Raw genomic sequence first — 22,778 nt, forward strand, 5'->3', positions numbered from 1 at the left:
TTTATTAAAAATCTGTAATTAACTTTTCTTTTAGCTCTCCTACAGATAAAGGTTTCGCATAATAAAATCCCTGTACATAATCACAGCTCATTGATTGTAACAAACTCTCTTGCTCTACTGTTTCTACCCCTTCAGCAACTACTGCTAAATTTAAACTATGAGCAATTTCAATAACGGATTTTACAATCGTTCGTTCTGGTTGTGCGTGATCATAATGAAATTCACGAATAAAATTACGATCAATTTTTACAATATCCAGTGGTAGTTGTTTTAAATAATATAAGGAAGAATAGCCAGTTCCGAAATCATCCAAAGCAATTAAAACACCCATATTTCTTAATTCTTGTAATGTAGCAATAATATAATCAAAATGGCGAACTGCAATGCTTTCCGTTATTTCTAATATTAAACGGTTCGGAGGAAAACCAGTTCTCTTTAATATGCTACGTACAGACAAAATAAAACGTTTCTGCATTAATTGTTGTATAGATAAATTCACAGATAACTTTAGTCCTTCTTGATAATTTGGCAATGTTTTAAACAATCGGCATGACTTTTCTAATACCCAGTCTCCTAGCTTTATAATAAGTCCAGACTCTTCAGCAACAGGGATAAATTCGCTTGGTGAAATAGGTCCGTCTTCTGTCATACAACGCACTAGAGCTTCTATACCAGAATATCTCTTCGTTTTCAAATCAATAATAGGCTGCAATGCTACATCTAACTCTTCATCACGAATTGCCTTTTGCAAAGCAAACTCAACTTTCATTCTACGATTTATTTTCGCGCGTAGCTCATCTGTAAAGAAACATGCAGCGTTTCTCCCCTGTTCTTTTGCACTATACATAGCTAAGTCAGAGTTTTTCAATAAAGTTTCCACATCTTGTCCGTCTTGTGGATAAGAACAAAGTCCTAGACTAGCTGAAATGTATACTTCATGGCCTTCAAGCATAAATGGTGCCTGGAAACATGACAACACAGATGTCGCTAACTGACTCATATCATCTTGTCTATGATTTTTTGTTAACAGCACAAATTCGTCGCCACCTAGCCTAGCCAGAACATCTTTCTCTCCTAGTACATAATGCAACCTTGAAGCAACTTCGCTTAAAAGTAAATCTCCTATCATATGACCTAACGTATCATTTACTAATTTAAAACGGTCCAAATCAAAGTAAATCATACCAAATTCTTTTTTATCTGCAATCAATTTATTAACGGTCGTTATTAATTGTAAACGGTTAGGCAAACTCGTTAAGGCATCATGATAGGCAAGCTCCCTATAACGACTTTCACTTAGCCGCAATCTATGTTCCGCTTCTTTTCTACTACTAATATCATTTCGAATTGCGATAAACTGGTATGGCTCTCCTTTTTCATTTAAAAATGGAACAATTGTTGTTTTGACCCAATAATATGTACCATCTTTTGCTCGATTCCGAATCTCACCTGTCCATACTTTCCCATTCAAAATACGTTTCCATAATTCTTGAAAAAAGGTTTTTGGATGATGTCCTGAATTTAAAATACGGTGATCTTTTCCAATTAATTCTTCTCTTTTGTATTTAGAGATTTCACAAAATTTATCATTTACATATGTAATAAGACCTTTTCGATCTGTAATTGCAACAATTGAAGACTCATCTAATGCTAACTTTAAATCTCGCAATGAAGAGTCATATAATGCATGACCTCTCTGTTCTAGCATGCGCATCTCTCCTTGCTTCTATCTGACTAAAACACAACCTGTTTCTCTTCATAGAAATAGAGATATTTCATTTTCTAATACTAGCCCATTACATAAAGTATCTTTTTAAATAGACCGATTAAAATAACATAATATTATTTGTAATAAAAAGCAATATTATACCGTTCCAATTATAACTAGTAGCTTCTCATCTCCCTAATTATTTCGCGCCTTATTATACTGCAATCCCTTTAAGTGGCTCTATGCAAGCCTTGTTTCCAACTAATACCACTCACATCTGATCTCTTTGTTTTTAATAACGAAATAGAAATTAGAACATACTACATAACTATTCACGAATAATAATATAAAACTCTACATCAATGTATATGTTTTTGAATTACAATAACAAAATATTAACATATTTTCACCTTAATTTTGGAAGTATTTTATAAATAAATACCGTATTAAACTAAAAAAGAGGATAGCCTCTTTTTTAGTTTAATACGAATATGGTATTTGCTGATAACCTGGGTATGGCATTGGATACGTTACAGGGTATGGTGATGGATAAGCTACTGGATATGGAGCCGGATAATATCCTCCACTTGTTGCACCTGTTAATGCACCCGCTGTCAGTCCGCCTAACACTCCTCCTGCAAAGCTTCCAGGGAAAAATCCGCCTCCCCATGAACTACCACCACCCCAGCCCCATCCGCCTCCGTGATGATGATGGTGATCATAGTGATTGTGTCCTCCATGGTGATGATGTCCGCCGTTATGATTGTGCCCACCATGATTGTGTCCTCCATGATGATGATTTCGATAATACAATCCATTATTTTCTATATAATTCATGTTTCTCCGCTCCTTTTCGATTTTTTCATTTTCATATGCGTTAAGAGTGGGATAAAAAATGGGATAGTACACTGTATGTAGGACAAATGCGGAAAGTATAGGTGAAATGTCTATATTTTGTAAAAAAAGCAAAACACCTTATAATAAAGATGTCATATTACATCTTCTATTTAAGAAGTCTATATTGAAAAAAGATTAGGGGAATTATATAGAAATGAAAAAACCTATCGTTCAATTACTATTAATATTTACAATTGTATCTATCGTTCTGTTCCTATTAAATACATCGTATATCTCGTTATATACATTTGTCGGTGCTCTATGGTCCATCACAATCGTAGGAATTTCATTCGTTATTTTTATAGAAAATAGATCTCCACAAAGTACATTAGCATGGTTTTTAGTATTAGCACTTCTTCCTATTATAGGTGTGCTTTTATACGCTATTTTCGGACGCAGCCGCTGGAGAAGAAAAAAACATCTCCATCGTTCAGAAGAACAAAGAAAATTATTCCGTGAAATATTAGAAAGAAGAAGACTAGAGTTATTACTCACAGTCCCACTAAATGAACGTTCCTTACATTTAACAGAAGTCATACAAAAATTTGGAGGCGGTCCTGCCGCAGATAAAACAACTACAAAACTTTTAACAAACGGAGATCAAACATTTTCAGAAATTTTGCGAGCTATAGAGCAGGCAAAACATCATATACATATTCAATACTACATTTATAAATCTGATGAAATTGGTACAAAAGTTCGAGATGCTTTAATACAAAAAGCAAAAGATGGTGTTATTGTACGCTTCCTTTATGATGGCCTTGGAAGTAATACGTTAAGAAGACGATTTTTACAACCTATGAAAGAAGCTGGGATTGAAATTGTAGAATTTGACCCTATTTTTTCAGCTTGGTTACTTGAAACTGTCAATTATCGTAACCATCGAAAAATTGTTATTGTAGATGGAGAAATTGGTTTTACCGGAGGACTCAATGTCGGTGATGAATATCTTGGTCGTTCAAAGAAATTTCCTGTTTGGCGTGATAGTCATTTAAAAATAGAAGGAAAAGCATTATATAAATTACAAGCAATCTTTCTAGAAGACTGGCTCTATGCCTCTAGTGGTTTAAATACTTATTCCTGGGATCAATTCATGAATAGACAATACTTCCCAGGTAAAGAGATTTCAAATGCAGAAGGTGCTGTTCAAATCGTAGCCAGCGGACCAAGCTCCGATTATAAAAGTATTCGTAATACATTATTAGCTGTTATGGGCTCTGCAAAAAAATCAATTTGGATTGCTACACCCTACTTTATTCCAGATCAAGAAACTTTAACATTATTACGCTTAAGTGCAATTGCCGGAATAGATGTACGGATTTTATATCCAGGTAAAAGTGATAGCGTCATTAGTGATCAAGCATCTCAATCCTATTTCACTCCGCTTTTAAAAGCTGGTGCTTCTATTTACAGTTATAAAGATGGTTTTATGCATGCAAAAATTGTACTCGTTGATGATATAATTGCAACTATTGGAACAGCAAACATGGATGTACGTAGCTTTGAATTGAATTACGAAATTATTAGCGTACTTTATGAATCAAAAACAGTTCACGATATTAAACGTGATTTTGAAGAAGACTTTAAACATTCAACTGAAATTAAATGGAACTCTTTCCAAAAAAGAAGTATAAAAAAACGCATATTGGAGTCTTTCATGAGGCTCATTTCTCCTTTACTGTAAGCAATCAACTTCATCTTGATTGCTTTTTCTTTTCCCTTTATCCTCCTTCCTTTTCTTTGCATACCATATTAAAACAAGTTATCATAAGATGTATTACTTTATGAAAATAATGTTAGGTGGGAAATACATGTTAGAACAATTTCATATACATTCTGATTTAAAACAACAGCTTTCTACGATTCATGAAAAGAATAAACAAGAAGCTGGTGAAAATGCACATTTAATCGGAACGAAAATATATAAAGCGTCTGATAATAGCATTATTGAAGATGCGATTACAGCACTTCTTCTTGGCAAGAACATTCTATTAAAAGGACCGACTGGTAGTGGTAAAACAGTACTAGCGGAAACTCTTTCTTCTTTATTCCAAAAACCAATGCATAGCATTAACTGCTCTGTCGACTTAGATGTAGAAGGTATTTTAGGATACAACACACTACAAACGAAAGATGGTGCATCTGAAGTTTCATTCGTTAACGGTCCTCTTATGAAAGCAATGAAGAACGGTCACTTCCTATATATTGACGAAATCAATATGGCAAAACCTGAAACTTTACCGCTACTTCACGGCGCATTAGATTACCGTAAAATGATCACAAACCCATTTACACAAGAGGTTGTATACGGTGATGACGAATACCGTGTAATTGCTGCGATTAACGAAGGTTACGTTGGAACAAGTGAACTAAATGAAGCATTAAAAAACCGTTTCGTTATTATTGAAGTTCCTTACATTCAAGGTGACACATTAAAAGAACTATTATTAGCAGAATCAAAATTAAATGATGTTGCAACAATTGAAAAGTTTGTTGCATTTGCAAGCGACCTTATGCCTTTAGCTCGCGATGGACGTGTAAGTGAAGAAGCAGCAAGTATTCGTGGTATTATCGACGCATGTGATTTAGGTGTATATATTCCTGTTATGCGAGCGATTGAACGAAGCATAATTGCAAAACTTAATGATGAAACAGAACAAATGACTGTCCGTGAATTAGCAGAAAGTTATTTCTTTGAGGGATAATTTATGAGACAAATTTTTAGTGACAAAAAAATTGATGCGTCGCTGTTTCTACAAATGGAAAACTTAATGTATGCCCTTCTAAAAGAAGACGATGCCTATCTTGAATATGGCTATAAAGCATACTACGACGAAATTGAAAAGAAAGTTGTCATTAGTCACTTTTGGGATGATCGAAAAGAAGAAGATACAGTAATCGGATTAAAAAGCGAAGTGTTCTTAAAAGCACTTGGTAATAAACATTACTCGGACATGACTTTAATTCGTTCGTATGCGATTGAATTGCAAGAATCGCCCCTAAAAAAGTTTTTAACACAATTATTTGTTCTATTAGAAGATTTACGCGTTGAGGAAATCGTAAAGAACTTACGTCCTGGCACGAAACATATTTTTAAACGCCGAAAAGAAATGTACCGCAATTATTTCGGCTCTCAAAATGAAATAAACCGCGTTCGTAATTATCACGGTGATCGTCTATTTTGCCTATGCTATCTTTCATTAACGAGCGATAAATATGAAATGTTTAATAATGAATATTTTGAGCAAATTGAAGCGATTTTACATGAAGCATTCCAAGCACGTAATACAGAAGATATTATGTATATCGTTGAGAAAATTCGCTATCGCTTAGAGGCGCTTCTTGAAAGTGATATGCTTAACAACTATTTCGGACATGCTCCACTTTACTTATCTGTTCTTGCAGACGAAAAGAACTGTCGCGTCGAAGATTTAGCAAATGATGATACGCAGCTTATAGATGACGATGAAAATAAAAACAAAATGGATGAAAGTTTCTCCACATGGCATCGTGAAAATAAAAATAACGAAAACGAGAACTTTTTACGCTTTGAATTAGAAAGCGGAACAAAAACAAACATGATGGGCGATACTGCTCGTGAATCAGAAGATGGCGACCAAGCACTTGGTTCTGTACAAGGTACTTCTCAAAAAAGTACACAATCCAACTTTGATGGCGCTGATACAGAAGAAGCAAGGGCTTCACACGCTTCTAGCCAGCACGACGGTGCATATGGGAAGTATAATGTAGGTGCTTCTCATACATTTAAAGAAGCTCGCAAAGTAAATATTGATGAGAAAAAAGATTACCAAGCTATCAAATCAGTCGTCAATAAAGATGTAAAAGAATTAAAGAAAATTATCGAAAAAACGATTGAAAATAAAACGAATGCGAATAGTGATAAATATTACGGCAGACTTCGTAAGAAATTCCTTCGTATTTATACCGAAAAACAACCGCGGATGTTTTATAAAAAAGGACAAGAGTCACAAGAACTCGATGTTGCATTCCAACTGTTAGTTGACTGTTCTGGTTCTATGTATAACAAAATGGAAGAAACGAAGAAGAGTGTTGTACTATTCCATGAAGCTTTAAAATCTTTAAAAATCCCGCACGCTATTAGCGGATTTTGGGAAGATGCCTCTAGCGCTAAACCTGAAGATAAGCCGAACGTTATCCATGAAGTTGTAAATTATAAAAACTCAACGTTACCAAACGTCGGTCCAGAAATTATGCAACTTCGTGAAGAAGAAGATAACCGCGACGGATATATTATTCGTATCGTTTCTGAAAAGCTTGCCAAAAGACCTGAGAAACATAAATTCTTACTAGTCTTCACAGACGGTGAGCCTTCTGCGCTAGACTATCAACAAGACGGAATTTTAGATACGCATGAAGCTGTTAAACTCGCGCGTAAAAGTGGTATGGAAGTAATCGGTATCTTCATCGAAGAAGGCGAAGCGAAAGAAGCAACTTATCAATTGATGAAAAACATTTATAACCATCACTTCTTAGTTGCAAATCACGCTGAAGATTTACGATTGAAGATTAAACCATTACTGAAAAAATTATTACTGAAGACGATTGAATAGAAAATAGGAGCCTTGTGGCTCCTGTTTTTTCGTTCAATTACTTTGTTTCTGGTTGAAACTTGTATGGAATGGCTACTTCTAACAAAGATTCAAATCCTCCGTCATAGTATGGGAAGCGCTCATTCGCAATTGTTCGATCCACCCACTCTATTGCAGAAATTTCACCTTCATCTTCCGCAATAAGTTCACCTTTTACTACATTCGCTCGGAATGTAAAAAATAGTGCATGATTCCCTGATTCTTCAAATAATTTTTCATTAATCGCAACAAGTCCACCTAACGCAGCTGTTAAACCTGTCTCTTCTTTCACTTCTCTTATTAGTGCTTCCTCTAATATTTCACCTTTTTCCACAGCCCCGCCTGGCAATGACCAAACGTTTTGTTCTACATTATGTACCATTAATATTTTATCTGTTTCTTCGTCATGTATTAGTGCATATACGACATCAACTCTCTGCATAAGACTTCTCTCCCTCCAAAAATGATGAAGAGCCGATTCCTAAGAATCGACTCTTCCTATTAATTCATCACTAACTCAGCTGTGAGCTTTTTTTTTAACTTAGCCAGCATGTCAGTTGTCATTTTATCTAAATCGTATTCTGCTTTGAAGCCCCACTCTTTCATTGCTGCTGTTGCATCAATAGAGTTTGGCCAGCTATCAGCGATTGTTTGACGAGCTGGATCTACTGCATAATCCATTGTAAACGTCGGAATGTGTTTACGAATTGACGCTGCAATTTGCTCTGGCTCGAAGCTCATTGCTGTAATGTTAAATGCATTTCTATGCACTAGCTTACTTGGATCAGCTTCCATTAATGAAATGATCGCTTGTAAAGCATCAGGCATATACATCATGTCCATGTACGTTCCTTCAGCAATGTATGAGGTGTATGCACCTTTTTTAATCGCCTCATAATAAATTTCAACTGCATAATCAGTTGTTCCGCCTCCTGGAGGAGCTACGTAAGAAATTAAACCTGGGAAACGAACACCGCGCGTATCTACACCAAACTTTTGATAATAATAATCACATAGTAATTCTCCTGCTACTTTGTTTACCCCATACATCGTAGTAGGACGCTGAATTGTATCTTGCGGTGTATTATCTTTTGGCGTCGATGGACCGAATGCACCGATAGAACTTGGTGTGAAGAACTTACAGTTTAATTCACGAGCTGCTTCTAGAGCATTTACAAGTCCACCCATATTTAAATTCCATGCAAATAACGGATTTTTTTCTGCTGTTGCTGAAAGTAAAGCTGCTAAATGAATAATTGTATCTACTTCATTACGCTTTGCGATATCATGTAGTTTTTGTCCATCTGTTACATCTAACGTTTCAAATGGACCAGACGTTACTACTTCACTGTCTGTTTCACGAATATCTGTTGCAATAACATTTGATGCGCCGTATACATCACGAAGTTTCATTACTAGTTCAGAACCAATTTGCCCTAAAGAACCGGTTACTAGAATTTTTTTCATTTTCCCCACTCCTCATTTGCAAGCTATTCAAAAGATGTCGTTACTTAAATGATGCCCATTTCTTTCCCTACTTTTTCATACTTACGAATTGCTTCATCTAACATTTCTTTCGTATGAGCTGCTGTAGGCATATTACGAACACGACCTGTTCCTTTTGCTACAGTTGGGAACACGATAGATTTTGCGTATACGCCTTCTTCATTTAGACGTTTACTAAATTCTTGTGTTAATACTTCGTCCCCAATAATACAAGGTGTAATTGGCGTTTCACTTTCCCCAATGTTAAAGCCAAGTTCTTTTAACCCTTGTTTTAAATAACGACCGTTTTCCCATAGACGATCATGTAACTCTGTGCTTTCCATTAAGATTTCAATTGATCTCATGCAAGCTGCCGCATCAGCTGGTGTTAATGCTGTAGAGAATAAGAATGGACGTGAACGAACTTTTAACCAGTCAATTAAGTTTTGTTTCCCTGCTACATATCCACCAATTACCCCAATTGCTTTTGATAATGTACCAATTTGGAAATCAACTTTATCAGAAAGACCGAAGTGCTTTACAGTTCCTGCACCTTTTCCAAGTACACCTGAACCGTGTGCATCATCTACGTATGTCATTAAATCTAACTCTTCTGCAATCTCAACAATTTCTGGTAGTTTTGCAACATCTCCATCCATTGAGAAAACACCGTCTGTAATTACCATTAATTTATTGTAAAGACCTGATTCTTTCGCCGCGATTGCTTTTTGGCGTAAATCTTCCATATCAGAATGTTTATAAACAATAATTTTTGCTTTTGATAGACGACTACCGTCAATAATAGATGCATGATTTAATTCGTCTGAAAGAATCGCATCATTTTTATCCATAACAGCTGAAATCGCTGCCATATTACAGTTAAATCCTGATTGATAAGCAATTGCTGCTTCTGTATGTTTAAACTTTGCAATTGTTTCTTCTAACTTAATATGCAAATCTAAAGTACCGTTAATTGTACGAACAGCCCCTGCTCCAACACCGTACTTATGAATAGCACCAATTGCTGCTTCTTGCAAACGGCTATCTGTTGCTAATCCAAGATAGTTGTTTGAAGATAAGTTAATATATTCTTTTCCGCCAATTGTAATGATTGGTCCATTCGAACTCTCAAGCGGATCAATTACGTTATAAAGCCCCTTTGATTTTAAATCCTCTAAATTTTCTTCTAAAAATTTCGCAAGTGTTTTACTAGACATTGTGAAGCCTCCCATCGTTCATGTAAGCGGATTATTGTCTTAATAGTTCTAATAATCCCTCTACTAGCTTAACACGTTTTCAGAATTTATTATAGAAAAATAGTTTAAAGTAACCGCTTACAATTCTAGATTATATATGATTCATTACAATAAATCTATCATTTACTTTTCATATTTGATAGAATTAAAAAAATATTTAGGGAGGCTTCAAACATGGCATTTACAGAATCTGATGTATACAATAACACAGCATTTTTCGAACAATATATGAAACGAAGATACCGAGAAAATAGCCCAAATGAATCCATTGAAAAACCAGTATTCTTTCAGCTCATTGGTCATGTGCAAGGAAAACAAATTCTCGATTTAGGCTGTGGTGATGCTAAGTTTGGTGCGGAATTATTAGAAAAGGGATGCTACTCTTACACCGGCATTGAAGGCTCCGAGCTTATGTATGGAAAAGCTAAAAAACAACTAGAAAATAAAAATGGATCTGTTCATTTTTTAAACCTCAAAGATTATACCTATCCCTCTTCCACTTTTGATTTAGTAACCTCTAGACTCGCCTTACATTATATTGAACATCTTGATATCATTTTTCAAAATGTGTTTCAAACTTTAAAAACAAATGGCACCTTTACCTTTAGCGTTCAACATCCCGTTATTACTTCTTCATTTGAAAGCTTACAAACAAGTGGTAAAAGAACGAGTTGGCTCGGCGATGATTATTTTAAACTAGGCAAACGGGTTGAACCATGGATTGACCAAGAAGTTATTAAATATCATCGTACAACGGAAGAGTATTTCACATTATTACAGCAAGCTGGATTTACCATTACATCATTAAAAGAAGCTACACCAAATCCAACCTATTTTCAAGATGAAGAAGAGTATAAACGTCGCTTACGTATTCCTCTCTTCCTCTTATTTTCTTGTACCAAATAAAAAAAACGATGACTCACTCATCGTTTTTTTATCTCATTGCCTGAGCAACTTCTTTAACTACACGTCTTCCTCTTCCGTGAGGGATACAAAGCGGTGTTCCAAACAACGGATCCGTACTAATTTGACACTCCATTCGGAATACATCACGTACTAGTTTCTCATCTACCACTTCTTCAGGTTTACCTTGTGCATATATTTGTTTATCTTGAATTGCTACAATGTTATCTGCATAGCGGCATGCTAAATTCAGATCATGTAATACCATAACAATTGTTCTTTGTTCTGTTTCATTTAATTCGAATAATAAATCTAGCACTTCAATTTGGTGAGTCATATCTAAGTATGTAGTTGGCTCATCCAGTAAAATGATATCTGTATCTTGTGCAAGTGTCATTGCGATCCAAGCACGTTGACGCTGCCCACCTGAAAGAGCATGCACATCACGCTCAGCAAATTCTGTCATACCTGTTGCTGCAAGTGCCTTCTGTACCATTTCCTCGTCTTTTTCTGACCATTGCTTCAGCCATGTTTGATATGGATAGCGTCCTTGCTTTACAAGTTGTAATACTGTAAGTCCTTCTGGTGCTTGTGGTCCTTGCGGTAAAATCGCCATTTGACGAGCAATTTGCTTCGTTTGCATACTTTGAATTGCTTGATTATCTAACAAAATATCACCATTTGTTGGCTTTAATAATCTGGCTAGTGAACGTAATAAAGTTGATTTCCCGCAACCGTTAGAACCGATAAAAATTGTAATTTCTCCTTTTGGAATTTCTAAGTTCAGCTCATCAATAATAATTGTTTCACCATAAGACAACGTCAAGCGTTTCGTCTCCAATGCTTTTTGCATATTCATCTCCCTTTATGAATTCCGACTTTTATAAAGTAAATAAATGAAATAAGGTGCACCAATTGCTGATGTAAATACCCCTGCTGGAATTTCAAGTGGTGTGAAAATTGTACGCCCTATTAAATCTGCAGCAAGTACTAGAATTGCACCGACAATAGCTGCAACTGGGAGTAATGCACCGTATAAAGAACCAACTAATCTTCGTGAAATATGAGGTGCCATTAAACCGACAAATCCAATCCCTCCGGCAAAAGCTACCGCACCACCAATTAAAGCTGTACTAAGTAATAACATAAATACACGCGACTTCGTTAAAGGAACCCCAAGTCCTACCGCTATATCATCCCCTAGCTCTTGTGCATTTAAATGCCTAGCTGCGATAAATGATATTACTGTTAAAATGAGAACCCAAGGCGCAAGTACCATAACATTTTGCCAAGAAGAGCCGTAAACGGTACCCGTAATCCATACATTCGCTTGGCTCGCTTGATAAATTGGTGCTAGCAACATAAATAATGTTGTCGCCGCCTTCGTTAATGCCCAAAATCCAACACCAATTAAAACGAGACTAATTGGTGATAATCCATCATTTTGCCATGCAAATAAGTATACAAAAACTGCTACAATCGTTGCTCCTGCAAAAGCTGCGAGCGGCATATAATGAATACTTACCGTTAGTGCATTATTTTTATCACTAAATAACGCTAAAAATAATACAACTGCGACACTTGCCCCGCCCGTAATCCCGATGATATCAGGAGAAGCAAGTGGATTTCGAACGAGCCCTTGTAAAATACAGCCCGCTACCGCAAGCGCAATTCCTACGAGGATAGCAATTAAAATACGTGGCATACGAAACTTATTTACAACCATATTTGACATTGCATCGCCATTTCCGGTAATTGCTTGCCATACGTCATAAGGAGCAATTTTCATGTCTCCCATACCTGCGCTCGCAAAGAATAATCCTATTAAAACAACTAGTAAACTTAACAAGACGAGACAAGCTCGTTTATACATTAAAAACGAGAGCTCGCCTTTTCCTATACGAAACGGAATATATTTCTTCATTTGCTAAGCCCTCTCTTACGTGCAATATAAATAAAGAACGGTGCTCCAATAAATGCTGTCATAACTCCTACTGGTACTTCTTGTGGCATAATGACATATCTTGCTGCTATATCAGCCAATATTAGTAGTATTGCACCTAACAATCCGCTATAAGGCACTCTCCATCTGTGGTCAACTCCAACAAGAAATCTAGCAAAATGCGGAGTAATAATTCCAATAAATCCAATTGGGCCAGCAACCGCAACTGAACCACCAGACAATAGTACAATAATAAGTAACACGAATGATTTCATTAAAATTGTTCGTTGTCCAAGTCCTTTCGCGACGTCTTCTCCCATCATCAATGTATTTACTTTCCCTGCCATCATAAGAGATGCAATCCATCCTATTAATAAATATGGGAATACAGATTGTAAAATTTCTAACTTTCTCCCTTGCACAGATCCAGCAAGCCAAAATAATACCTCTTCAAGTGCTTTTTCATTTAACACAAGTAATCCTTGTGTTAATGATGAAAATAACGCACTAATTGCGACCCCTGCTAACGTTAACTTAAGAGGAGTAGTCCCTTCTTTTCCTAAAGAACTAGAAGCAAATACAAGTACAGCTGCAACCGCAGCTCCTAAAAAGGCAATCCATGTGAAAGCTGATAATGATGTTACTGAAAAGATTACAATTGCTACAACTATGAAGAACGCAGCACCTGAATTTAATCCAATAAAATCTGGAGAAGCAAGTGGATTCTTAGTTAAAGTTTGCATAAGACAACCCGCGATGGCTAAACTAGCACCAACACTTGCTGCTATAAGTGCCCTTGGAAGGCGCACATTTTGAATAATAATATGTTCATTAGAACCATTAAAATGGAAAAAAGCATCTAGCGCTAATTTCCAGCTCGTATTTGTATATCCGAAAATAATACTTCCCCAAATACAAATAACGACTGCAATGATTCCAACAAATAATCCAATCCATTTTGCTTGATTTGTTTTTAATAACATGCAGCGTTTCCCCTTCAATGTATAATGATACGTTGTAAGTGTATTTCAACTTAATTCTTATTGTCAACGGAAATGAGAATTATTTTCAACCATATGTATTGACAATCAAAAGATAAAGGCTTAATATCATGCTTGCTATTGAAAAATATTCTCAACATGTAGGGGGTACATAATGAATTTCATGCAAAAAAAATCGTTTACAGTATTTGTATTTTTACTAGCATTTTCAATGCTTTTAAGCGCTTGTGGAAAATCAAATAACAAAGAAGAATCTACAAAAGAAGATAATAAAAAAGAAGTGGTTACTGTAGAACATGCAATGGGTAAAACAGAAGTTCCTGCTAATCCAAAACGTGTAGTTATCTTAACAAATGAAGGAACTGAAGCTTTACTTGAATTAGGTGTGAAACCAGTTGGTGCTGTAAAGTCTTGGACGGGTGACCCATGGTATCCACATATTAAGGATAAAATGAAAGATGTAAAAGTTGTTGGTGATGAAGGACAAGTTAACGTTGAAACAATTGCTTCTTTAAAACCAGACTTAATTATCGGTAACAAAATGCGTCACGAAAAAGTGTACGAACAACTAAAAGCAATTGCACCTACTGTGTTCTCAGAAACATTACGTGGGGAATGGAAAGATAACTTCAAATTTTATGCAAAAGCATTAAATAAAGAAAAAGAAGGTCAAAAAGTTGTAGCTGATTACGAATCACGTATGAAAGATTTAAAAGGCAAACTTGGCGATAAAGTAAATCAAGAAATCTCTATGGTTCGTTTCATGCCTGGTGATGTTCGTATTTATCATGGCGATACATTCTCTGGTGTTATTTTAAAAGAACTTGGATTTAAACGTCCTGGAGATCAAAACAAAGATGATTTTGCAGAGCGTAACGTATCTAAAGAGCGTATTTCTGCTATGGATGGTGACGTATTATTCTACTTCACATTCGATAAAGGAAATGAGAAAAAAGGATCTGAACTAGAAAAAGAATATATAAACGATCCTCTATTTAAAAATTTAAATGCCGTAAAAAATGGTAAAGCATACAAAGTCGACGATGTTATTTGGAATACAGCTGGCGGTGTAATGGCTGCTAACCTACTATTAGATGATATCGAAAAACGCTTTGTTAAATAATTTTATTCTAACCAGCTCTCTCTTTGATGGAGCTGTTTTTTTCATTTCACTGAAGTGTCACATTATTTCATTTTGTATTTTTATTCCCAATATGTTATATTATAAAAGTAAATAGAATATATTTTCTTTATATCAGAATAGATTTTTTAATCTAAATTTTCTGATTAATCACTATTTTATTTTCTTTTAGAATTCAATTATTACATTTGAAAACGCTTATCATCTCGTTTTCAGGGCAAAATACAGTAACGGTTGAAGAAAAATAGAACTTTTTTAGAAATTCTCTTTCTATTTCCATATAATTCTATTGACTTCTAAATATTTTGTAAATTAAAATGATTACATAAATATCCGTTATACAGGATTAGGGGGAAACAAAAATGGATGCAGCTTTAAAATTAGACAAAGCTGGAGAGCAACAATCACCAAAAAAACATCCACCAGGGTTATACTTGTTGTTCTTTACAGAGGCATGGGAAAGATTTAGTTATTACGGAATGCGTGGCTTATTAGTTCTTTATTTAACAACGAGCTTAGTAAGTGGCGGTTTAGGATTTGATAAAGCAGTTGCAGTTCAAATTTACGGTATTTTCACAATGCTTGTATATTTCACACCTATCATTGGTGGTTGGTTAACTGACCATTTCATTACGAAACGACACGCCATTACTATTGGCGGTATCATCATGGCAATTGGTAACTTTGTACTATTTTCAATGAATACGAAAACTGGACTATTTTTAGGATTAGGATTATTAGTTATCGGTAACGGATTCTTCAAACCAAATATTTCGACTTTACTAGGTCAATTATATAGCGACAACGATTCTCGTCGTGATAGTGCTTTCACTATCTTCTACATGGGAATTAACTTAGGAGCTCTTATCGCTCCATTCATTTGCGGTTACTTCACAGATTACAAATATGGATTCTTAACAGCTTGTATCGGTATGATCATTGGACAGGTTGCTTTTAATTTCTTAGCACCTCGTTACTTAGGAACAATTGGTACAACTGTTGTAGGTAAGAAGTCTAAAGAAAAAACTGCAAAAGTAATTGAGAAAAAACCTTTAACAACACAAGAGAAAAAACGTACAGCTGCAATTTTAATTTTAACTTGTTTCGTTGTATTCTTCTGGGCAGGCTTTGAACAAGCTGGTAGTTCTTTAACACTTTACACAGATAAGTTCGTAGATCGTACAATTGGTGGATTTACAATTCCAACACCTTGGTTCCAATCTGTAAACCCACTATTCATTATCTTACTAGCATTACCTGTTTCAGCTTTATGGATTAAACTTTCAAAAACAAAAAATGGTGATTTAAAAATCCCAACAAAAATGGCCCTAGGTATGATTTTACTAGGGATTGGATATTTAGTTCTAACTTTAGCTGTTTTAAAAACTGGTAGTGATGAAGGTAACATTACAATGAAGGCAAACTTACTATTCATTGTATTCACTTACATGTTCCACACAATCGGTGAATTATTCTTATCACCAATCGGATTATCTATGGTTAGTGCAATCGCTCCTGTTAAATTAGCTTCTTTATTAATGGGTGTATGGTTAGCTGGTACTGGATGTGCAAACTTCTTAGCAGGACAATTAGCTGCTTTCACTCAATCTTTAGGATATTTAGAAGTATTCGCGAGCATCGGTGTTATCGTAATCGTACTAGGATTAGTACTTCTTATGTTCTCTAAGAAAATTGCACATATGATGGAATAACAAAAAGACGCTTCTAAAATTAGAAGCGTCTTTTTTATTATTTCTCCTCTAAAGCTGTCACGTCCACATGAACGCTCTCACCAGGATTAGATACATCATACACTTGAGCACTCCCCTTCTGCTCATCACAGCTCTCAATCCATACTGGTACGCCCTCATATGTAACGTCAATTCTACTTGAAGAAGATAAGATTTGTTTCACACGTTTCACATCCATACTAATATCCCTCCTTTTGCTTACTACACTCTTTTCTATTTTTTCTTTTCCTTTTAGAATATATTCCGTAAAGCAGCATGTTGATTGATAGTCATTTCTTCCTCACATGCTAATATTTACTCTCTCGCTACCTTTCTGACAAATAAAAAAAGACGTATATTCCACACGTCTTTTTCCATAATATTCAAATTTTAAGAAAATAATGTTTTTACTACCGCACTTACTTTATCATTATGGATTTGGTAATACACTTCTAATCCTCGTCTTTCAAAGCGCACTACTTTATTTTGCTTTAACTTCGTTAAATGTTGTGAAACCGTTGATTGCGGAATTTCTAATACTTCCTGTAGTTGTGTTACATTACATGTTCCTCTTTGCATAAGTTCCATTACTAGACGTAGACGAAGTGGGTGAGCTAACGCTCTTAACATTTGTACATCTTCTTCTGAAATACGACATTCGAATTGATTTTGGCTCATAAAGTTCCCCTCATTTTCGTTTTTATTTGCGTTTTTATGTTCTTTTTATTTATTTATATATCTGTTCTTATATTTCCTGTTACGACATAACTTTATCAACCTATAAAGCCGAAAAATTTTTCCATTTTCATCAACAAAAATTCAGGAAAAAATCCTTGTTGATTTTGAATATTATACTATATGATATAACGAAAAAGCAAAATAATGGCCTACGAATACTTTGCTTGCAAACGTTGTTTTATCAGGCTTTTTGTTATATTTTCACCTCATTGAAATGCACAGTAACGGTATTGTAAAATACCGTCTATAATTGATAACCTATCGTAATGTAGTTGAACTATAATTAACCTCTTTGTTACGCTAAAAGGAATTTTCAGTAAAAAGAGATGATGTGATATTAAAAATTTGTTTCTTATTTTTTATTCGTATTGCAAGCGGTTGGACTGTTGTGCAAAACTTCCTATTAAATCCACTCACCATTCCTCCCTCACTAGATCAAACAGGACAGATCAGTTCATATATCAAACTTTATACTCGATATAAAAGATGGCATCTAATATACGCCTATAAGGAACATGCCATCTAAATAAGCAAAATAATATGCAAATAACTTATACAGCACACTTAAATTCATTTGAGTGTGTTTTTTGTCTACTTTATGAACAAAGCTTTTCTTTTAACACTATTATGGAATAATTATACTTTTTTACGTTGACAATAGTGTTGAAGGAGAATATACTAAGCATGTAAGTTGATTGTGAATAGTTTCACAAATAATGTGAATTTCTTCACATATAATAGATAGGAGTTGTCATTATTATGAGTACTTGGACACAAATTTATGACCCATTAAACAATATTTGGTTATCTGCACTAATCGCAGCACTTCCAATCTTTTGTTTCATCATTTGTTTAATGGGATTCAAAATGAAAAGTTACATGACTGGTCTTTATAGTGTGATTGTCGCTATTATCCTTGCAATATTTGTTTATAAAATGCCAGCAACAGTAGCTGTAGCATCTGCTGGATTCGGTGTTTTATCTGGATTTTATCCAATTTGTACTATCGTTATCGCCGCAATTTTCCTTTACAAATTAACTGTTAAAACAGAGCAATTCAATATTATTCGCGATAGTATTTCAAGCATTACAAATGATCAACGTTTACAAGTATTATTAATCGCTTATTCTTTCGGTGCTTTCTTAGAAGGCGCAGCTGGTCTAGGGGTTCCAGTTGCTATTACAGCTGCACTACTTGTAGGTATGGGATTTAACCCATTAAAAGCAGCAGGTATTTGTTTAGTAGCTAATATCGCTGGTGGTGCTATGGGTGCTATGGGTATTCCAGTTACAGTACCAGCACAATTAACTCAACTTGACGCATTAACTATTGGTCGTCAAACTGTTCTTATTTTACCTTTCATTAGTGTTATCTTACCTTTCTTACTTGTTTCAATGGTCGATGGAATTAAAGGTATTAAAGAAACTTGGCAAGGTATTCTTGTAAGTGGTGTTTCTTTCGCAATTACTCAATTCGCTGTAACTTACTTCTTAGGTGCAGAACTTACTAATATTTTCGCAGCCGTTGTAAGTATGATTGCTCTTGCATTATTCTTACGTGTTTGGCAACCAAAATCTTCTACTAAAGAAGAAAAACAAGAAACTAAAGTATCACATACATTCAATCAAATTTTATATGCTTGGTCTCCATTCGTATTCTTAACTGCATTTGTAACAATCTTTAACTTAAAACCGATTAAAGCTTTATTTGCTCCAGATGGTGCGTTAGCAAACTTAGTATTTAACATTCAGTTCCCTGGTCTTCATAATGCTGTTATGAAAACTACACCAATTACAAAAGCTGCTACACCTTTCGCAGCTGTTTTCAAATTCGATGTATTCTCTTCTACAACTACAGCGATTGTACTAGCAATTATCGTTTCACTTATCGTTTACCGCGTAAAAGGTAAAATGGTTAAAGAATTAATGATTGAAACAATGAAAGAATTAAAAGCTCCAGTATATACAATTTGTAGCGTTATCGCTTTAGCTTACGTAGAGAACTACTCTGGTATGTCGTCTACACTTGGACTTGCATTCTCTTCTACTGGTAATGCATTCCCAGTTCTTTCTCCAATCTTAGGATGGATTGGCGTATTCATTACAGGTTCAGTAGTTTCAAGTGGTTCTTTATTCGCACCACTTCAAGCAGTAACAGCAGACCAGTTAAACATCGTTCCTTCTACACTCGTTGCCTTAAACGTAGTAGGTGGTACAATGGCAAAAATGGTTTCACCACAATCTGTAGCAGTTGCTTGTGCCGCAGTTGGACTAGTTGGGAAAGAATCTGCTCTATTTAAAACAGCAATGAAATACAGTTTAATCTTCTTAGCTGTTATTAGCTTACTTCAATTAAACGCTGTATTTAATATCTTTTAAAAATAAAACACCGATCCAAATGGATCGGTGTTTTTCACATTACATTTTTTTATTTTTTAATAAAGAAGCTCCAGCAATTTCAGGGTGAGTCATTTCGAATGGATCTAAAATAATATCCAATTCCTCTTCTGTCAGTACACCATGTTCTAAACATAACTCCCTAACAGATTTTCCTGTTTCAATTGCTTCACGTGCAATACGAGATGCTACTTCATAACCAATATGAGGATTAACTGCTGTAATAATTCCAACACTTTTCTCAACATATTGCTTCAGCAATTCTTCATTTGCTGTAATTCCTTCAATACAATATTCACGGAATACACGGAATCCATTATTCATAATACTTATAGATTGAATTAAATTAAATACAAGCACAGGCTCCATTACGTTTAACTCTAATTGTCCTGCTTCTGATGCTAAGCAAATTGTATGATCGTTTCCGATTACTTGGAATGCGACTTGGTTAATTACTTCTGCCATAACTGGATTTACTTTACCTGGCATAATCGATGAACCCGGCTGACGTGCTGGCAATTGAATTTCAGCTAACCCAACACGTGGCCCAGACGCCATAATACGAAGATCGTTTGCAATTTTAGACATGTTCATCATACATACTTTAAGTGCTGCAGATACTTCTGTGTATGCATCTGTATTTTGCGTTGCATCAACTAAATGCTCTGCACCAACAAGTGGGAATCCACTAAACGTTCTTAAATGTTTTACTACTTGTTCAATATACGTAGGATTTGCATTTAATCCTGTGCCAACAGCTGTCGCCCCCATATTCACTTCATATAAATGTTGACGAGACTGTTTAATTCTTTTTATATCACGCGCAAGCACTCGGCTATATGCTTCAAATTCTTGCCCAAGGCGAATTGGAACTGCATCTTGTAAATGTGTGCGTCCCATTTTAATAACGTGATCAAACTCTTTTGCTTTTTTACGAAAAGCAGAATGAAGTTCTTCCATTGTAATAAGAAGCTTTTCTAACATCATAAGAGTTGCAATATGAATCCCTGTTGGAAACGCATCGTTCGTTGATTGGGCCATGTTCACATGAGTGTTTGGGCTAATTTTCGCATACGCCCCTTTTTCATATCCCATACGTTCTAACGCTCTATTCGCAATTACTTCATTTGTATTCATATTAATAGAAGTTCCGGCTCCGCCTTGAATAGGATCCACGATAAATTGATCATGAAACTTTCCATCAACAATTTCTTGCGCTGCTTCTGCAATTTCATGTCCAATGTCTTTAGCTAAGTAACCAGTATCTATATTCGCAAGTGCCGCCGCTTTTTTCACAATTGCCATTGCTGTAATGAGTGATGGATGAATGCGGTATCCTGTAATTGGGAAGTTTTCTACGGCACGTAATGTTTGTACACCATAATAAGCTGCACTTGGTACTTCTTTTTCACCTAAAAAATCTTTTTCTATACGTATATCCTTCGTTGCTATCATTTTTATCACCTATACTTTTTCATTCTAAATCCTTATCCAAAAAATCCGCCCTCTAAAAACACGAGTATCATTCAGAAGAATTTTTCAGTATCCACCTTCACTATATAGCACCTTTTTTGAAAGCGCAAACATTTATTTTTCTGTATATCCTTTTTATTAAAGTTTACAGAAAATCATTCTTCTACTTTCCTTATTTCCACTCGTTTAATTTGATGCATATCCTTTTCAAGGACTTTAAAATAAAAACCATGTTTCTCAATAACATCTCCTTCAGCAACGATTTGTTTTTGTACCATAATCCAGCCACCAATTGTATCTACATCATCAGCAATTAAATGTATGCCAAGCAAATCATTTACTTCACTAATAAGCACTTTTCCCTCTACGATTTTATAACCTTCACTTACATGCTCTATAGGTGGATTCTCATCTTCATCGTATTCATCTCGAATTTCTCCAACAATTTCTTCTAAAATATCTTCTAGTGTAACAATCCCTGCTGTACCACCATATTCATCATACAATACAGCTAATGGAATGTGTTTTCTTTGCATTTGTAATAGTAAATCATGAATTGGAATATTTTCTAGCACTTCAATAACTGGCCTAGTATATGGCATAATCGAGCACTCCTCGTCCCGATTCCCATCCATATAACGAATAAATAAATCTTTTACATTAACCATCCCAATAATTTCATCTTTATCTTCACCAAATACAGGATATCTCGTGTACTTTTCTTGTGCGATTACTTTAATATGTGTTTCAAATGGTTCGTCCTCATATAAGCCTACAACTTCCGTACGAGGTACCATAATTTCTTTTGCTACTCTATTATCAAATTCAAAAATATTATTTACATATTTAAATTCCCTTTGGTTAATCTCTCCGCTCTCATAGCTCTCAGATAAGATTAACCTTAATTCTTCTTCTGAATGAGCTACTTCATGTTCAGAAGCTGGATGTAATCCGAATAAACCAGTTACAACCCTCGCTGAACCATTCAAAGCCCAAATAAACGGATACATAACTCGGTAAAAATAAATAAGTGGTTTCGATAACAATAAGCTAACTTGTTCTGCTTTTTGTATAGCAAATGTCTTTGGAGCAAGTTCCCCAATGACAACATGTAAAAATGTAATTACTGCAAAGGCAATAATAAATGAAACTGTACTGGAAATTGCAGGTGAGAATTTTAATTTTAAAAACAACGGCTCGAGTAAATGTTTAATAGTTGGTTCCCCTAGCCACCCGAGCCCTAAAGCAGTAATTGTAATACCTAGCTGACAGGCCGATAAATATTCATCTAAATTTGAAGTTACCTTTTTAGCTGCCAGTGCACCTCGTCTTTTTTCGCTAACGAGTTGATCAATACGACTGCTACGTACCTTAATAATTGCAAATTCAACAGCCACAAAAAATGCTGTTAATCCAATAAGAATGACTACCATCAATAATTTTAAAATATCCACATATGTCCTTTAGCTTTCTTAGCTAAAGTTACACCTCCTTTTA

Annotated in this window: 19 protein-coding genes; 7 read left to right on the plus strand and 12 right to left on the minus strand. The window is 35.1% G+C overall.

Features of this window, described 5'->3' with window-relative positions:
• Positions 1 to 4: 4 nt before the first annotated feature.
• Both ACQRBL_RS03165 and ACQRBL_RS03170 read right to left on the minus strand, forming a co-directional pair.
• Positions 5 to 1,708, minus strand: coding sequence for a putative bifunctional diguanylate cyclase/phosphodiesterase (locus tag ACQRBL_RS03165; RefSeq protein ID WP_078994591.1), 1,704 nt, complete (start codon positions 1,706 to 1,708; stop codon positions 5 to 7).
• 480 nt (positions 1,709 to 2,188) lie between these two features.
• On the minus strand, positions 2,189 to 2,545 hold the full coding sequence (locus ACQRBL_RS03170) for a hypothetical protein (RefSeq protein ID WP_001106406.1): 357 nt from the start codon (positions 2,543 to 2,545) through the stop codon (positions 2,189 to 2,191).
• 214 nt (positions 2,546 to 2,759) lie between these two features.
• Here ACQRBL_RS03170 and ACQRBL_RS03175 point away from each other — a divergent pair, with 214 nt between their 5' ends.
• The 3 genes from ACQRBL_RS03175 to ACQRBL_RS03185 all read left to right on the plus strand — a co-directional run bounded on the left by ACQRBL_RS03175 (position 2,760) and on the right by ACQRBL_RS03185 (position 7,197).
• On the plus strand, positions 2,760 to 4,289 hold the full coding sequence (locus tag ACQRBL_RS03175; RefSeq protein WP_411996153.1) for a cardiolipin synthase: 1,530 nt from the start codon (positions 2,760 to 2,762) through the stop codon (positions 4,287 to 4,289).
• A 127-nt stretch (positions 4,290 to 4,416) separates the two neighbouring features.
• Positions 4,417 to 5,310 carry an ATP-binding protein gene (locus tag ACQRBL_RS03180; protein ID WP_000892988.1) on the plus strand — a complete coding sequence of 298 codons (894 nt, stop codon included), beginning with the start codon at positions 4,417 to 4,419 and terminating at the stop codon, positions 5,308 to 5,310.
• Positions 5,311 to 5,313: 3 nt separating this feature from the next.
• Entirely contained in the window at positions 5,314 to 7,197 is a 1,884-nt protein-coding gene (locus tag ACQRBL_RS03185) for a vWA domain-containing protein (protein ID WP_001248842.1), read from the plus strand.
• 37 nt (positions 7,198 to 7,234) lie between these two features.
• On the opposite strand, the gene ACQRBL_RS03190 is transcribed toward ACQRBL_RS03185, so the two are convergent.
• The 3 genes from ACQRBL_RS03190 to ACQRBL_RS03200 are packed head-to-tail and all read right to left on the minus strand — an operon-like array spanning position 7,235 to position 9,917.
• Positions 7,235 to 7,657: an NUDIX hydrolase gene (locus tag ACQRBL_RS03190; protein ID WP_097822411.1), complete on the minus strand. Its 423-nt coding sequence runs from the start codon at positions 7,655 to 7,657 to the stop codon at positions 7,235 to 7,237.
• A gap of 59 nt (positions 7,658 to 7,716) precedes the next feature.
• Positions 7,717 to 8,682, minus strand: coding sequence for an L-threonine 3-dehydrogenase (locus ACQRBL_RS03195; protein WP_000723149.1), 966 nt, complete (start codon positions 8,680 to 8,682; stop codon positions 7,717 to 7,719).
• A gap of 44 nt (positions 8,683 to 8,726) precedes the next feature.
• Positions 8,727 to 9,917, minus strand: coding sequence for a glycine C-acetyltransferase (locus ACQRBL_RS03200; RefSeq protein WP_000095906.1), 1,191 nt, complete (start codon positions 9,915 to 9,917; stop codon positions 8,727 to 8,729).
• A gap of 213 nt (positions 9,918 to 10,130) precedes the next feature.
• On the opposite strand from ACQRBL_RS03200, the gene ACQRBL_RS03205 reads away from it, so the two are divergent.
• Complete coding sequence (locus ACQRBL_RS03205) at positions 10,131 to 10,862, plus strand: class I SAM-dependent DNA methyltransferase (RefSeq protein ID WP_411996154.1); 732 nt, start codon at positions 10,131 to 10,133, stop codon at positions 10,860 to 10,862.
• A 28-nt stretch (positions 10,863 to 10,890) separates the two neighbouring features.
• Here ACQRBL_RS03205 and ACQRBL_RS03210 read toward each other — a convergent pair whose 3' ends face one another.
• The 3 genes from ACQRBL_RS03210 to ACQRBL_RS03220 are packed head-to-tail and all read right to left on the minus strand — an operon-like array spanning position 10,891 to position 13,784.
• The gene (locus ACQRBL_RS03210) at positions 10,891 to 11,712 is read right to left on the minus strand and encodes an ABC transporter ATP-binding protein (RefSeq protein ID WP_001167953.1); all 822 of its coding nucleotides are present in this window, start codon (positions 11,710 to 11,712) and stop codon (positions 10,891 to 10,893) included.
• A gap of 12 nt (positions 11,713 to 11,724) precedes the next feature.
• Positions 11,725 to 12,783, minus strand: coding sequence for a FecCD family ABC transporter permease (locus ACQRBL_RS03215; protein ID WP_000760059.1), 1,059 nt, complete (start codon positions 12,781 to 12,783; stop codon positions 11,725 to 11,727).
• Positions 12,780 to 13,784 carry a FecCD family ABC transporter permease gene (locus tag ACQRBL_RS03220; protein WP_000925211.1) on the minus strand — a complete coding sequence of 335 codons (1,005 nt, stop codon included), beginning with the start codon at positions 13,782 to 13,784 and terminating at the stop codon, positions 12,780 to 12,782. Before ACQRBL_RS03220 ends, ACQRBL_RS03215 begins: the two co-directional genes overlap by 4 nt.
• Positions 13,785 to 13,956: 172 nt before the next feature.
• Here ACQRBL_RS03220 and ACQRBL_RS03225 point away from each other — a divergent pair, with 172 nt between their 5' ends.
• Positions 13,957 to 14,925: an ABC transporter substrate-binding protein gene (locus tag ACQRBL_RS03225; protein ID WP_109737046.1), complete on the plus strand. Its 969-nt coding sequence runs from the start codon at positions 13,957 to 13,959 to the stop codon at positions 14,923 to 14,925.
• A 380-nt stretch (positions 14,926 to 15,305) separates the two neighbouring features.
• A complete protein-coding gene (locus ACQRBL_RS03230; RefSeq protein WP_000338305.1) occupies positions 15,306 to 16,655 on the plus strand; it encodes a peptide MFS transporter in 1,350 nt (449 codons plus the stop codon).
• Positions 16,656 to 16,692: 37 nt separating this feature from the next.
• Here ACQRBL_RS03230 and ACQRBL_RS03235 read toward each other — a convergent pair whose 3' ends face one another.
• A complete protein-coding gene (locus tag ACQRBL_RS03235) occupies positions 16,693 to 16,872 on the minus strand; it encodes an acid-soluble spore protein H (protein ID WP_000382679.1) in 180 nt (59 codons plus the stop codon).
• Between the two features lie 191 nt (positions 16,873 to 17,063).
• On the minus strand, positions 17,064 to 17,351 hold the full coding sequence (locus ACQRBL_RS03240) for an ArsR/SmtB family transcription factor (RefSeq protein ID WP_000081428.1): 288 nt from the start codon (positions 17,349 to 17,351) through the stop codon (positions 17,064 to 17,066).
• An 819-nt stretch (positions 17,352 to 18,170) separates the two neighbouring features.
• On the opposite strand from ACQRBL_RS03240, the gene ACQRBL_RS03245 reads away from it, so the two are divergent.
• Positions 18,171 to 19,790, plus strand: a complete 1,620-nt coding sequence (locus ACQRBL_RS03245) for an L-lactate permease (RefSeq protein ID WP_411996155.1) — start codon at positions 18,171 to 18,173, stop codon at positions 19,788 to 19,790.
• Between the two features lie 39 nt (positions 19,791 to 19,829).
• On the opposite strand, the gene aspA is transcribed toward ACQRBL_RS03245, so the two are convergent.
• Together aspA and ACQRBL_RS03255 are read right to left on the minus strand one after the other, a co-directional pair.
• Positions 19,830 to 21,263 carry an aspartate ammonia-lyase gene (gene aspA, locus ACQRBL_RS03250; RefSeq protein ID WP_000562131.1) on the minus strand — a complete coding sequence of 478 codons (1,434 nt, stop codon included), beginning with the start codon at positions 21,261 to 21,263 and terminating at the stop codon, positions 19,830 to 19,832.
• A 173-nt stretch (positions 21,264 to 21,436) separates the two neighbouring features.
• Positions 21,437 to 22,735 (minus strand): hemolysin family protein, encoded by a 1,299-nt coding sequence (locus ACQRBL_RS03255; RefSeq protein ID WP_000353315.1) that lies wholly within the window; start codon positions 22,733 to 22,735, stop codon positions 21,437 to 21,439.
• Between the last annotated feature and the right edge of the window lie 43 nt (positions 22,736 to 22,778).

Source organism: Bacillus sp. AF62 (assembly GCF_050312695.1).
In the GTDB taxonomy this organism is placed as follows: Bacteria; Bacillota; Bacilli; order Bacillales; family Bacillaceae_G; genus Bacillus_A; species Bacillus_A cereus.

Excerpts from the sequence above, each read along its gene's own strand:
- ACQRBL_RS03245 (WP_411996155.1), top strand. The coding sequence starts at position 18,171 with ATGAGTACTTGGACACAAATTTATGACCCATTAAACAATATTTGGTTA.
- ACQRBL_RS03165 (WP_078994591.1), bottom strand. The coding sequence starts at position 1,708 with ATGCTAGAACAGAGAGGTCATGCATTATATGACTCTTCATTGCGAGAT.
- ACQRBL_RS03230 (WP_000338305.1), top strand. The coding sequence starts at position 15,306 with ATGGATGCAGCTTTAAAATTAGACAAAGCTGGAGAGCAACAATCACCA.
- ACQRBL_RS03240 (WP_000081428.1), bottom strand. The coding sequence starts at position 17,351 with ATGAGCCAAAATCAATTCGAATGTCGTATTTCAGAAGAAGATGTACAA.
- ACQRBL_RS03180 (WP_000892988.1), top strand. The coding sequence starts at position 4,417 with ATGTTAGAACAATTTCATATACATTCTGATTTAAAACAACAGCTTTCT.
- ACQRBL_RS03235 (WP_000382679.1), bottom strand. The coding sequence starts at position 16,872 with ATGGATGTGAAACGTGTGAAACAAATCTTATCTTCTTCAAGTAGAATT.
- ACQRBL_RS03215 (WP_000760059.1), bottom strand. The coding sequence starts at position 12,783 with ATGAAGAAATATATTCCGTTTCGTATAGGAAAAGGCGAGCTCTCGTTT.
- ACQRBL_RS03200 (WP_000095906.1), bottom strand. The coding sequence starts at position 9,917 with ATGTCTAGTAAAACACTTGCGAAATTTTTAGAAGAAAATTTAGAGGAT.
- ACQRBL_RS03170 (WP_001106406.1), bottom strand. The coding sequence starts at position 2,545 with ATGAATTATATAGAAAATAATGGATTGTATTATCGAAATCATCATCAT.
- aspA (WP_000562131.1), bottom strand. The coding sequence starts at position 21,263 with ATGATAGCAACGAAGGATATACGTATAGAAAAAGATTTTTTAGGTGAA.
- ACQRBL_RS03220 (WP_000925211.1), bottom strand. The coding sequence starts at position 13,784 with ATGTTATTAAAAACAAATCAAGCAAAATGGATTGGATTATTTGTTGGA.
- ACQRBL_RS03195 (WP_000723149.1), bottom strand. The coding sequence starts at position 8,682 with ATGAAAAAAATTCTAGTAACCGGTTCTTTAGGGCAAATTGGTTCTGAA.
- ACQRBL_RS03210 (WP_001167953.1), bottom strand. The coding sequence starts at position 11,712 with ATGCAAAAAGCATTGGAGACGAAACGCTTGACGTTGTCTTATGGTGAA.
- ACQRBL_RS03185 (WP_001248842.1), top strand. The coding sequence starts at position 5,314 with ATGAGACAAATTTTTAGTGACAAAAAAATTGATGCGTCGCTGTTTCTA.
- ACQRBL_RS03175 (WP_411996153.1), top strand. The coding sequence starts at position 2,760 with ATGAAAAAACCTATCGTTCAATTACTATTAATATTTACAATTGTATCT.
- ACQRBL_RS03205 (WP_411996154.1), top strand. The coding sequence starts at position 10,131 with ATGGCATTTACAGAATCTGATGTATACAATAACACAGCATTTTTCGAA.
- ACQRBL_RS03225 (WP_109737046.1), top strand. The coding sequence starts at position 13,957 with ATGAATTTCATGCAAAAAAAATCGTTTACAGTATTTGTATTTTTACTA.
- ACQRBL_RS03190 (WP_097822411.1), bottom strand. The coding sequence starts at position 7,657 with ATGCAGAGAGTTGATGTCGTATATGCACTAATACATGACGAAGAAACA.